The 12,413-nt window shown below is 61.4% G+C and carries 11 protein-coding genes; 5 read left to right on the top strand and 6 right to left on the bottom strand.

Annotation, left to right across the window (positions count from 1 at the left end):
- Window positions 1-96: 96 nt before the first annotated feature.
- A complete protein-coding gene (locus tag VC35_RS10455; RefSeq protein ID WP_046039773.1) occupies window positions 97-1,536 on the top strand; it encodes a TolC family outer membrane protein in 1,440 nt (479 codons plus the stop codon).
- Between the two features lie 83 nt (window positions 1,537-1,619).
- Here the strand turns inward: VC35_RS10455 and waaA are convergent, their stop codons facing one another.
- The gene (gene waaA, locus VC35_RS10450) at window positions 1,620-2,897 is read right to left on the bottom strand and encodes a lipid IV(A) 3-deoxy-D-manno-octulosonic acid transferase (protein WP_046039772.1); all 1,278 of its coding nucleotides are present in this window, start codon (window positions 2,895-2,897) and stop codon (window positions 1,620-1,622) included.
- An 11-nt stretch (window positions 2,898-2,908) separates the two neighbouring features.
- Window positions 2,909-3,811, bottom strand: coding sequence for a LysR family transcriptional regulator (locus VC35_RS10445; protein WP_185754764.1), 903 nt, complete (start codon window positions 3,809-3,811; stop codon window positions 2,909-2,911).
- A 103-nt stretch (window positions 3,812-3,914) separates the two neighbouring features.
- On the opposite strand from VC35_RS10445, the gene VC35_RS10440 reads away from it, so the two are divergent.
- From VC35_RS10440 to VC35_RS10425, 4 genes are all read left to right on the top strand, one after another.
- Window positions 3,915-4,247, top strand: coding sequence for a DMT family transporter (locus VC35_RS10440; RefSeq protein ID WP_046039768.1), 333 nt, complete (start codon window positions 3,915-3,917; stop codon window positions 4,245-4,247).
- Window positions 4,248-4,364: 117 nt separating this feature from the next.
- Window positions 4,365-5,540 carry an NAD(P)/FAD-dependent oxidoreductase gene (locus VC35_RS10435; RefSeq protein WP_046039767.1) on the top strand — a complete coding sequence of 392 codons (1,176 nt, stop codon included), beginning with the start codon at window positions 4,365-4,367 and terminating at the stop codon, window positions 5,538-5,540.
- Complete coding sequence (locus tag VC35_RS10430) at window positions 5,537-6,349, top strand: aldo/keto reductase (RefSeq protein ID WP_046039765.1); 813 nt, start codon at window positions 5,537-5,539, stop codon at window positions 6,347-6,349. Before VC35_RS10435 ends, VC35_RS10430 begins: the two co-directional genes overlap by 4 nt.
- A 32-nt stretch (window positions 6,350-6,381) precedes the next feature.
- The gene (locus tag VC35_RS10425) at window positions 6,382-7,347 is read left to right on the top strand and encodes a hypothetical protein (RefSeq protein WP_046039764.1); all 966 of its coding nucleotides are present in this window, start codon (window positions 6,382-6,384) and stop codon (window positions 7,345-7,347) included.
- Between the two features lie 184 nt (window positions 7,348-7,531).
- Here VC35_RS10425 and hldE read toward each other — a convergent pair whose 3' ends face one another.
- From hldE to msbA, 4 genes are all read right to left on the bottom strand, one after another.
- Window positions 7,532-8,953: a bifunctional D-glycero-beta-D-manno-heptose-7-phosphate kinase/D-glycero-beta-D-manno-heptose 1-phosphate adenylyltransferase HldE gene (gene hldE / locus VC35_RS10420; protein WP_046039763.1), complete on the bottom strand. Its 1,422-nt coding sequence runs from the start codon at window positions 8,951-8,953 to the stop codon at window positions 7,532-7,534.
- Between the two features lie 102 nt (window positions 8,954-9,055).
- A complete protein-coding gene (cysC, locus tag VC35_RS10415) occupies window positions 9,056-9,661 on the bottom strand; it encodes an adenylyl-sulfate kinase (protein WP_046039762.1) in 606 nt (201 codons plus the stop codon).
- Entirely contained in the window at window positions 9,654-10,358 is a 705-nt protein-coding gene (locus VC35_RS10410; RefSeq protein WP_046039761.1) for a sulfotransferase family 2 domain-containing protein, read from the bottom strand. The genes cysC and VC35_RS10410 overlap by 8 nt, the downstream gene beginning before the upstream one ends.
- Before the next feature lie 184 nt (window positions 10,359-10,542).
- Window positions 10,543-12,345 carry a lipid A export permease/ATP-binding protein MsbA gene (msbA, locus tag VC35_RS10405; RefSeq protein ID WP_046039760.1) on the bottom strand — a complete coding sequence of 601 codons (1,803 nt, stop codon included), beginning with the start codon at window positions 12,343-12,345 and terminating at the stop codon, window positions 10,543-10,545.
- Window positions 12,346-12,413 lie beyond the last annotated feature (68 nt).

The following is a 12,413-nucleotide window of genomic DNA, read 5'->3' as shown; positions in this document are numbered from 1 at the left end:
ACACTCGCTACGCTGAGCCGGCATTGACGCTGTCAAAGCGGGGCCTTAGCCTTGGCGCTCAAATTACCTCTGTAATATCAATTCTAGGGATCGTCTATGCTGCGCAAACTCTCACTGGCCCTCGCCGTGTCTTGTGCGTCCAACGGAATGGCCTGGGCAGCAGATGTGCCCTTATCGGCCAAGACGGACCTGGTCAGCGTGTATCAGGAAGCCGTCAACAACAACGCCGACCTGGCGGCTGCCATCGCCCAATACGGCGCGCAGAAAGAAGTCGTACCCCAGGCCCGCGCCGGGCTGCTGCCGAACCTCTCGGGCGGCGCCAATGTTGCCGAGGTGCGCACCTCGCTCGATCAACCTTCGGGCACGACCAACCGCGATGCTCATTCCTACCAGGCCACTTTGGCGCAGCCGCTGTTCCGCGCCGATCGCTGGTTCCAGTTCCAGGCCGCCAAGGAAGTCAACGAACAGGCTGCCCTGCAGCTCTCGGCGACCGAGCAAAACCTGATCCTGCAAACCGCTGACAGCTATTTCAACGTGCTGCGCAGCCAGGACAACCTGGCCTCGACCAAGGCCGAAGAAGCGGCGTTCAAACGCCAGCTCGACCAATCCAACGAACGTTTCGATGTCGGCCTCTCGGACAAGACCGACGTCTTGAACTCACAGGCCAGCTACGACACCGCGCGCGCCAACCGCATCGTTGCTCAGCGCCAGGTGGACGACGCCTTTGAAGCATTGATCACCCTGACCAACCGTCAGTACAACTCAATCTGGGGCATCAGCCATAACCTGCCGATCCTGCCGCCAGTACCGAACGACGCCAAGGCCTGGGTCGAAACGGCGGGCAGGCAGAACCTCAATCTGTTGGCCAGCAACTATGCCGTCAGCGCCGCCGAGCAGACCCTCAAGCAGCGCAGGTCCGGGCACTTGCCAACGGTTGATGCGGTCGCCAAGTACGAGAAAGGTGACAACGATGCACTGGGCTTCAGCAACCCGAACAACCTGCCCCAGGCATACGGCGGCAACGTCGAGCAAACGACCTTGGGCCTGCAACTGAACATCCCGATCTACAGCGGCGGCCTGATCAACTCCCAGGTGCGTCAGTCCTATGCACAACTGGACCAGACCGAGCAGCAACGCGAATCCCTGCGCCGACAGATCGTGGAAAACACCCGCGACCTGCACCGCGCGGTGAACACCGATGTCGAGCAGGTACAGGCGCGCAAGCAATCGATCATCTCCAACCAGAGCGCGGTGGAAGCGACTGAAATCGGCTATCAGGTGGGTACGCGAAACATCGTCGACGTGCTGGATGCGCAGCGTCAGCTCTACACCTCGGTGCGCGACTACAACAACACCCGCTACGACTACATCCTCGACAACCTGCGCTTGAAGCAACAGGCCGGCACATTGAATCCGGGGGACCTGCAAGTCCTGGCACGCTGGCTCAATCCGAACTACAACCCGGACAAGGACTTCCTGCCACCGGATCTGGCCAAGGCGGCAGAGGAGCAGTTGAAAGCGCGGCCTGATCAGTAAAAGCAAAAGCTTCGCGAGCAGGCTCACTCCCACAGTGTTTCGAGTGTGGGAGCGAGCCTGCTCGCGAATGAATACGACTCGGTCTACCGCTTGATCAACCGCCCCAACCCATCCAGCAACCGCTGCAATGCCCCCTGATTGGCGCGCATCACTTTCAACCCGGCCTCTGCCATGCGCTGCGCATCTCGCGGCAGTTCGAACAGCCGCTGCACCGCCACCGCCAGCCCTTCGGCATCCTCCACTTCCTGCAACGCCCCGGCACTGCGCAACTGCGCGGCGATTTCGAGGAAGTTGAAAAGATGCGGACCGCTCAACACAGGTTTAGCCAGGGCCGCCGGTTCCAGCAGGTTATGCCCGCCATTCGGCACCAGGCTGCCACCGACGAATGCGCTGTCAGCCAGGGCGTAGAGAAACAGCAACTCGCCCATGGTGTCGCCAAGCAGCACTGAAGTATTCGCGCTGACCGCATCGCCTCTGGAACGCCGGACCGTGGCAAACCCTTGTTGCTGGCACAACCCGAACACCGAATTGAAGCGTTCCGGATGACGCGGCACCAGAATCAGCAGGGCATCGGGGTGACTGGCCAACAACTGACGGTGGGCCGCCAGCACCACCTCGTCTTCGCCGTCATGGGTACTGGCCGCGATCCACACCGGTCGCTCCAGCGCCTGCCATTGCCCGCGCAATTCAACGGCGCGCTCCAGCAGTTGCGGGTCAATGGTCAGGTCGAACTTGATCGAACCGGTCACTTCGACGGTTTCGGTCCGCGCGCCCAGGTTGCGCAAGCGTTGCGCCTCGGCCTCGGTCTGCACCGCGAACAGACTCATCTCGGCCAGCATTGGCTGGGTCAGCTTGGGGAACCGACCGTAACCCTTGGCCGAACGCTCGGACAGCCGCGCATTGGCCAGCGCCACGGGGATCCCGCGTTTGGCACATTGATGGATATGGTTGGGCCACAATTCGGTTTCCATGATCACCGCCAGTTTCGGCTGGACCCGATCGAGGAAGCGCCGGGCAGCGCAAGGCAAGTCATAGGGCAGATAACAGTGCTGGATGCGCGGCTCATTGGCGAACAGTGCGTGGATGCGTTCCGAACCGGTCGGGGTCATGCAGGTCACGGTGATCGGCAGATCCGGATAACGCGCCAGCAAGGCGCGAATCATCGGTGCGGCCGCAATGCTTTCGCCCACCGACACGGCGTGCACCCAGATACCGCCCGGTTTCATCGCCGGCATCCCGCAGGAAAAGCGCTCGCCGATGCGCCTGGCGTACGCCGGCGCCTTGCGCGCGCGCAGCCAAAGCCGAATCGCTACCAATGGCAGCCCCAGATAAAACAGCGCGGTGTAGAGAGTTCTATTCATGGCGGCGGAGTTTATCGGCTTTTTTCGCCAATCGCCTGCAAGTGCACGGCAAAACGTTCGGCGAGCCAGCGCGCGGCCGGGCCGAGCGGTTCATCCCGGCGCCATACCAGCTCCACCACCAGGGCCGGCGGGGTCCATTCGCTGACCAGTTCGACCATCTGGTTCTGATAGGTCGGGTACTGCACCACGTGGCGTGGCAACCAGGCCCAGCCGAGGCCGCGCACCAGCCATTCGGCCATCACATAGAAACTGTCGGCGCGCCAGACTTGCGGGCTGGCAGGATCACTGCCGGGATAAATGCTCGACTCCGTGGACATCAGCAACTGCCGATGTTGCGCCAGTTGTTGGCCGTCCACTGCGCCTTTGAGCGCCAACGGATGATCCTTGCCGCACACCGTCACCATTTCCACACTGCCCAGCACCCGTCGCTCAAGTGCCTCGGGAATCTGATCGTGAAAGAACAGCAGCCCCAGATCGGCGCGCCGCTCCACCAGCTTGCGCGCAACATCGCCTTGGGCCGCGCTGGTCAGTTGCACTTCAAGGCTGGGGAATTTTTCCGCCAGGGCCTCGAAGCTCTCGATGATCGGCTGATAAGGCATCGCTTCATCCTGCGCCACACGCAGTCGCGCCTCCTGCCCGCGCATCATCGCCAGCGCCCGGCCGTTGAGTCGTTCGCACTGGCGCAACACCTCCCGTGCTTCGTCCAGCAAAGCCGTGCCGGCTTCAGTGAGTTTCGGCTGACGGCCACTGCTGCGGTCGAACAGGCTGACGCCCAGGTCTTCCTCCAGTAACGCTATCGAACTGCTGACCGCCGACTGCGCCTTGCGCTGATCCCGCGCCACGGCAGAAAACGACCGCTGCTCCGCTACGCTGACAAACAACCGCAGCTGCTCCAGATTCCATTGCATACTCATGGCTCAACCCATCTTCAAAACAGATAGGTAATGACTTTACCGCATCTGGCGAATCTCTAGAATGCCGACCTCAGAGAGCAACACTTCACACGAGGATTGACCCATGACCGCTTACTACTACCTGGCCATTGCCATCTGCGCCGAAGTGATTGCCACTGTTTCGATGAAAGCGGTCAAAGGCATCAGCACCCCGCTGCCACTGGTGTTGGTCATCGTCGGTTACGGCATCGCCTTCTGGATGCTGACCCTGGTGGTGCGCAGCGTTCCGGTGGGCGTAGCGTACGCCGTGTGGGCCGGTATGGGGATCGTGATGGTCAGCGTCGCGGCGCTGTTTATCTATGGGCAGAAGCTGGACGTGCCGGCGATGCTGGGGATGGCGTTGATTGTGCTGGGTGTTGTGGTCATCCAGCTGTTCTCCAAAACTGCGGGGCATTAAGAGCAGCTACAAGCTGCAAGCCATAAGCTGCAAGAGGGATATTCTCCCACTCTTGCTTGCAGCTTGAAGCTTGAAGCTTGAAACTTGCGGCTTCGCTTTGAACACAGAGGTCGCTGCATGCCATCCGTTATTTCCACCGACGTGCTGATTGTCGGCGCTGGTGTCGCCGGCCTCTGGCTGAATGCGCGACTGCGTCGCCAGGGTTTTTCGACCGTGCTGGTGGAAAGCGCCAGCCTCGGCGGCGGGCAGAGTGTGAAGTCCCAGGGCATCATCCACGGCGGCGCCAAATACGCGCTGCACGGCGCCCTGACCGGCGCCTCGGAAGCCATCGCCGACATGCCGCGCCGCTGGCGTGAAGCCCTGGCCGGTGACGGCGAGTTGGACCTGTCCGGCGTACGCCTGCTGTCCGAAGCCCATTACCTTTGGTCCCCCGGCACCCTCGCCGGCAACCTCACCAGTTTCTTTGCCAGCAAAGCCGTGCGCGGTCGCGTCGATCAGGTCAAGGGCGAGCAATTGCCGCCGGCCCTGCAAGACAAGCGCTTCAAGGGCAAGGTCTATCGCTTGGCGGAACTGGTGGTCGACGTGCCGAGCCTGATCCAGCGCCTGGCCGACCTGGCCGGAGATGGCTTGCTCGCCGGGCAGAAGATCGAGCCGTTGCTGGAAGGCGGCGTGCTGGTCGGCCTGAAGGTGGACGGGCGCGAGATCCGTGCCCAGCGCATCGTCCTGAGCGCCGGTGCCGGAACCGCGGCATTGCTTGAAACGCTGGGCCTGAGCCAGCCCGCCATGCAGCGCCGCCCGTTGCACATGATCATCGCCAAGGGGCCAAGCCTCAAACCGCTGTACGCCCACTGCCTGGGCGGTGGCACCAAACCGCGCATCACTGTGACCACGCACCCGGCGGCGGATGGCCAATGGGTCTGGTACCTGGGCGGCGATATCGCAGAATCCGAAGGCGTGACCCGTGAGCCCGCCGAGCAGATCGCCACCGCACAGAAAGAACTCGGCCAATTGCTGCCATGGATCGACCTGAGCACGGTGCAATGGGCCACCTTGCGCGTGGATCGCGCCGAACCGCTGCAATCAGGTTTGACCCGTCCCGACAACGCCTTTGTGGCCGAGGAAGGCCGACTGCTGGTGGGCTGGCCGACCAAACTCGCCCTGGCTCCGGACTTCGCCGACCGCGTGATCGCCAGCCTGACCCGCGACGGTATCCAGCCAAGCCACCCGGCAGCACTGCCTGAACTGCCGAAGCCGCCGATGGGCGTACCGGCCTGGGAGCAACTGCTGCCATGAGCCAACCGACCCTGCACGACTTGCATCGCCCGCTGGGCAGCACCGGCCTGCTGGTTTCCCCCCTGGGCCTGGGCACGGTGAAACTGGGCCGCGACCAAGGGGTGAAGTACCCCAACGGCTTCCAGATTCCCGATGACGATGAAGCACGCATGCTGCTCAAACTCGCCCGCGACCTGGGCATCAACCTGATCGACACCGCCCCGGCCTATGGTCGCAGCGAAGAACGCCTGGGCCCGTTGCTGCGCGGTCAACGTCAGGATTGGGTGATTGTCAGCAAGGTCGGCGAAGAGTTTGCCGACGGTCAGTCCCGTCACGATTTCAGCGCCGCACACACACGTATGTCGGTGGAACGCAGCCTGCAACGCCTGGAAACAGACTTCATCGACCTGGTGCTGGTGCACTCCGATGGTAACGACCTGGCGATCCTCAATGACTGCGAAGTCTACGAGACCCTCGCCACGCTCAAGGCCGAAGGCAAGATTCGCGGTTTCGGCTTTTCCGGCAAAACCGTCGACGGTGGCCTGAAGGCACTGGAGCAAGGCGACTGCGCGATGGTCACCTACAATCTGAACGAACAAAACGAAAAGGCCGTCATTGACTATGCTGCTGCACACGGCAAAGCCATTCTGGTCAAGAAAGCCCTCGCCAGCGGTCATGTCTGCCTGAGTCCGGGAGTGGATCCGGTGCGCGCCAGTTTCGAGTTGTTGTTTGAACATCCGGGTGTTGCCAGTGCTATTGTCGGGACCATCAATCCGCTGCACCTCGCCCACAATGTCGCGACCGTTGCCCAGGTCCTACGTAGCCACTGACGCCGCCCACGCGGCCTTAAGCAGGAGCCGACATGTCGCGTACGCTCATCAGAAAGAACCCGAGCAACTTCAAGACCCTACCGTTATTTGTCGAAGCGACCCCCGAAGGCCTGGCTTACCAGAGCGTCGGCAGGCCGTTGAATTTCTCCCAGACCCTGCAACGTCGTCGCCCGGTGACGGTCGGCGACAGCGAACGGTTTGCCCTGGAACTGGCCAACCTTGGGGTTTCGGTGCGCCTGACCCTGCATTGGCAGAATCGCGACTATTGGGTGCTGGTGCGCCAACGCCGGCAGGACCGTGGCGATGTGGTGCTCAAGCTGATCTCCGGGTACGTGCCGGCCCATGAACTGAACCTGCCCTTGCACACAGCGATCCAGGAGATAGCCGAAGAATGCCTGCTGGAAACCCCGGAAGGTTGGCTCGGCGGGCGGTTCAACGACACCTGGTTGCCGGCACCCTACTCGGCCGCCCTGCATTACCGTGAAGCCCTGCCGTTTCGCTTGTCACCACTGTCCGGCTCGGCGCGGCCGGTACGCTGCGCCAACCTGATGCTGATGGAGCGCCCGCGGGCTTACGTGCATTTGCCAACGGCCTCGCTGCAACTGATCTACGACTTGCGCCTGGACGTACCCAAGGAAGCCAAATCCCTGAGCCTGTTCCATGTCGATGAACGACTGGAAGGCGATCAACTCGTCGCCCGTCTCGACCGCAAGCGCCCCGATCTGTACTTGATGCCCTTGCAGGACGGCCACCCCATGGCCGAGCTGTACACCTTGAAAAAGGATCAGCTGTACCCGGCCAGCACGCGCGGACTGTACCTGGCCGAGAGTTTTGCCCGACAGGAAGGCTGGCTGGTTCGCGATGAACGAATTCGCTGGAAGGACTGGGTGAGGCAGCAGGGTCTGACCCCGCCGGGGAAGGATTCGGGTCTGGCGCGGTTGCGCGGCAAGGCAAAATTGCTGCTGAAGAAAATCGTGCCGCGCAAGGCGGCACGATAAGAGGGACAAAGAGGCTTTTGTGGCGAGGGGGCTTGCCCCCGTTGGGTCGCGAAGCGGCCCTAAAACCTGCAACCGTGTTCTACCTGATACACCACAGAGCATGGTTCTACGACTGCTTCGCAGCCGAACGGGGGCAAGCCCTCTCGCCACAAAGCCCCCTCGCCACAACAAGCCCGCATCACAATCAGGACTTGCGGATCTTCTCGACAATCGCAGTAGTGGAGCTGTTTTCCACCAGCCCCAGCACTTTCACGGTACCGCCGTAGGCCGTCACGATGTCCGCGCCGACCACCTGATCGATCCCGTAGTCGCCGCCCTTGACCAGCACGTCCGGCTTGACCGCGCTCAGCAGGTTTTCCGGAGTGCCTTCCGAGAAGCTGATGACCCAGTCCACCGCACCCAGACCGGCCAGTACGGCCATGCGTCGGTCGACACTGTTGATCGGACGACCCGGCCCTTTCAGGCGGCTGACCGATGCATCGTCGTTGATCGCCACGATCAGGCGATCGCCTTGAGCTCGCGCCTGTTCCAGATAGGTCACGTGACCGGCGTGCAGGATGTCGAAGCACCCGTTGGTGAACACGATCCGCTCGTTGTGCGCGCGGGCATCATCGACCGCCAGCAACAGCTGCTCAAGGCCGAGCACTCCACGCTCGGAACCCTCCTCGCGCTGAATCGCACGACGCAATTCCGGCGCACTGATGGCCGCCGTACCGAGCTTGCCGACCACGATACCCGCCGCCAGGTTGGCCAGGGCCACCGCGTGTGGCAGTTCTTCGCCAGCGGCAATCGCGGCCGCCAGGGTGGAAATTACTGTGTCGCCGGCACCGGTCACGTCGAACACTTCACGGGCACGGGCCGGCAAGTGCAGCGCCGGATGATCCGGACGCAGCAAGGTCATGCCGTGCTCGCCACGGGTCACCAGCAAGGCACCGAGGTCCAGGTCGTGCATCAGCTGCGCGCCCTTGCTCACCAATTCGTGCTCATCGGCGCAACCACCGACGATGGTTTCGAATTCGTTGAGGTTTGGCGTGATCAGGCTCGCACCGCGGTAGATCGAGAAGTCCTTGCCCTTGGGATCGGCCAGCACCGGAATGCCACGGGCACGGGCGGCCTGGATCAGTGCCTGATGGTTTTTCAGCGCGCCTTTGCCGTAGTCGGACAGCACCAGCACCTTGATGCCTTCGAGCAACTCATCGACCTGCGCGGCCAGCGCCAGCGCGTCGGTGGCGAAGGGTTCTTCGAAGTCGATGCGCAGCAATTGCTGGTGACGGCTCATGACCCGCAGCTTGACGATGGTCGGCTGGTGCGCAATGCGCTGGAAGATGGCCCGCACGCCTGCGCCCTTGAGGCTGTTGACCAGGCTGTTGGCGGCTTCATCGTCGCCGGTGACACCGACCAGCGAGGCCGGAGCCCCCAGGGCGGCAATGTTCAAGGCAACGTTGGCAGCACCGCCCGGGCGGTCTTCGATGTGATCGACCTTGACCACCGGCACCGGTGCCTCAGGAGAAATCCGTGAGGTACCACCATGCCAGTAACGGTCGAGCATGACATCGCCGACTACCAAGACAGGGGCTTGATCGAATCGCGGCATGGACAACTTCATGGTGCAACCCACATACAGAATGAACAGGGGCGCGATATTAACACAGGGTTGGTGTCGGCTTGTGCGGTGGCTGCAACCGGATGATTCGCCGGGTTTTATTGCTCATTTTTTGAGCAGAAAACCCGCGAGACGACAGCACGCCTCGCTCATATCCATCGCCTGTGTATCGATTTCGCACTCCGCGTGCAGCGGCGCCTCATAGGGACTGTCGATGCCGGTGAAATCCTTGATCCGGCCTTCCCGGGCAGCCCGGTACAATCCCTTGGGATCTCGTTGCGCACAAACCGCAAACGGCGTGCTCACAAACACCTCGATGAAGTCTCCGTCGGCAAACAATCGACGCGCCGCCTCGCGTTCGGCCCGGAACGGCGAGATCGCCGCGACGATCACAATCAGCCCCGCGTCGACCATCAGGCGTGCCACCTCGGCGGTGCGCCGGATATTTTCCCGACGGCATTCAACCCCCATCCCCAAGTCACGGCACAGACCGGCGCGCAGGTTGTCGCCATCGAGCACGAACGTGTGCAGCCCTTGTAGATTGAGTTGCAACTCCAGGGCATTGGCCAGGGTCGACTTGCCGGCCCCTGACAACCCCGTCAGCCAGAGACAGCGTGGTGCCTGCGACTTGAGGGCCGCACGGTCCTCGCTCGACAGCAATAACGGGTAGGGCATGATCGAGTGGCGGGACAACGAAACGGCTTCATTCATATCCAAGCACCTCGTAATCACGCTGATAGACCCGCCGAACCAGCCTGCGGGTGCGTACCGTGCAGAACTCGCGCGCCAGCATCGGGCGCCGCTGCTGCGACCTGTTCACGTGGGGCAGCTCCACCGGATAGCCCAATTGCTCGCAAACCAGCCTGAAATCCCGCTCCAGGTGCTCCTGGTAGCCGACGAAGTCCAGCGCCAGATGCCCCATGGAATCCGTCAGGAAATCCGTTTGCGCGGCGAAGTGCAACTGTCGCTGGATCGTTTCGGAGTGCAGCCAGCGGCCGACGAAGTCATCAAAGTCACGGTAGTGGCTGACCAGTTTCTGCGCCGCGTGATCCCGCTTCCCCAAGGCGTTGCCCCGCAGGAATGCGTAGGCCGAGTAGGCCCTTTCCAGGGGATCGCGAACGAACGCGAACTTGAAGCTGGCGGCAAACTGCTCGGGAAATTGCTGCTCGTACCAGTACAACGGCAAGTGGCCCGGGCTCCAGTCGTCAAAAATGGCCGCACAGATGCTGCTGCCGGCACATTTGGGGACGTGGATGAACAGGCAGGAACGCTGCTCGAAGGGCTCAGGGAAACTGACGTTGGCCGACATCGACTTGTTCACCACTTGACGGTCCACGACCGACAGGCGCCCCAGCAAAAAAGCCCGTTGCGATTTTGGCAACAGCTTCCAGAGATAACGTTGCAACATGCAGATACCCGCACGAAAGGGAGGGCCCTCTCGATTCAAGTCAAAGTTCGTTCAGGAACCTTAACAAGCACGTTGCCGAGATTTATTCCGGTTTGGTCAAGAAGCGTAAAGGTCTGGATACAAATCACCTGACGCGTTGCACGCCAGGTGTGCGAAAGGGCGAGCCAGGCTCGCCCTTTCGGGGTCAGGCGATGTCTTCAGCCGGGGCGTCGAGGCCCATCGCATTGAGGCGCGAGTAGTAGCCGTTTTGCGCCAGCAGTTGTTCATGGGTGCCGCGCTCGACGATTTTCCCTTGATCCATGACCAGGATCAGGTCGGCCTTCTCGATGGTCGACAGACGGTGAGCGATCACCAGCGTAGTGCGACCTTTCATGACTTGATCCAGGGCTGCCTGAATATGCCGCTCGGACTCGGTATCGAGTGCCGAAGTCGCCTCATCGAGAATCAGCAGCGGAGCATTCTTCAACAGTGCCCGGGCAATCGCCAGGCGCTGACGCTGGCCACCGGACAGCAGCACGCCGTTTTCCCCGACCTGGGTGTCCAGGCCTTCAGGCAATTGAGCAATAAAGTCCATCGCGTAGGCATCCTTGGCCGCCTTTTCAATGTCTTCACGAGGTGCGCCAGCCAGGTCGCCATAGGCGATGTTGTTGGCCACGGTATCGCTGAACAGGGTCACGTGCTGAGTCACCTGGGCGATATGCCGACGCAGGTTCAACAACTTGTACTGCTCCACTTCGACGCCATCGATGAGGATTTCGCCCTTGTCGTGGTGATAGAAACGCGGAATCAGGTTGGCCAGGGTCGATTTGCCGCTGCCCGAACGTCCCACCAGTGCCACCATTTGCCCGGGTTCGACCGAGAAACTGATGTCATTGAGTACCTGACGCTCGGTGTCCGGGTAGGTGAAGCTGAGGTTGCGCACATCCAGGCGACCGCTGACGACATCGCGCTCGATGGTGCCGGTATCGATTTCGGGCTCGACATCCAGTTGCTCGAAGATACTCTCAGCACCGGCCACACCCTTCTGGATGGTCGAGCTGACTTCGGACAGTTGGCGAATCGGCTTGGGCAGCAGGCCGGCCAGAGTGATGTAGGCCACCATGTCGCCGGCAGACGCATCACCACGCAGGAACAACACCAGGAACATCAGCACAGCCATGGCGGTGTAGATCACCAATTGCAGCAGCGGCGTGTAGATGGCGCCGGTGCGGGTCATGCGCAACTGCTTGTCGGTGTTGCCCTGGCTGGCGTCGAAGAAGCGTTTCTCTTCGTACTTTTCACCGCCGAAGCTGCGCACCACGCGATAGCCCTGGATCGTTTCGGACGCCACATGCGTCACGTCCCCCATGGCCAGCTGGATTTTCTTGCTCTGCTTGCGGAATTTCTTGCTGGCCGTGCGCACCATGAGGGCGATCAGCGGCAGGATGGCGACCATGACCAGCGTCAGGCGCCAGTTCATGAACAACAGCGAGGCAAACAGGAAGATCACCGTCATGCCTTCACGGATTACGACCTTGATCGCATCTGTTGCCGCCCCCGTGACCATGGTCACGTTGAAGGTGATACGTGAAATCAGGTGCCCCGAGTTATGCTTGTCGAAATACCGGTTTGGCAACACCAGCAGGTTGTTGAACAACTGGACCCGCAAGTCATGGACCAGGCCGAGGGAAACCTTGGCCAGGAAGTAGTTGCCCAGGTACGACCCCAACCCCTGCCACGCGGCGATCAGGATAATCAACAATGGCACCGCCTGCAGCAGTTGCAGATCCCGCAGATAGGGCACACTTGGAAACAGCACCGCTTCAGGGTTGGATAGACCGTCGACGAAGTACTTCAGGATGTAGCCCAGCATTGGCTGCGTCGAAGCGAAAATCAGAAAACCGACGATGCTGATCAGAAACAGGCTGATATACGGCCGGACATAGCCGAGCAGGCGGAAGTAGATTTTCAAGCTCGATGGGCTTGCGGAGAGACTGGAGTCGGCCATATCACGCGAATGTCGATGAAAAGGACGCTGACTTTACCACAGCTTCCCCTGGGTTCTGGCAATCGCAT

The sequence above is a fragment of the Pseudomonas fluorescens genome (genome assembly GCF_000967965.1).
GTDB classification, from domain to species: Bacteria; Pseudomonadota; Gammaproteobacteria; order Pseudomonadales; family Pseudomonadaceae; genus Aquipseudomonas; species Aquipseudomonas grandcourensis.
The sequence above is the reverse complement of the archived record's forward strand: the minus strand, read 5'-3'. Positions and strand labels throughout refer to the sequence as shown.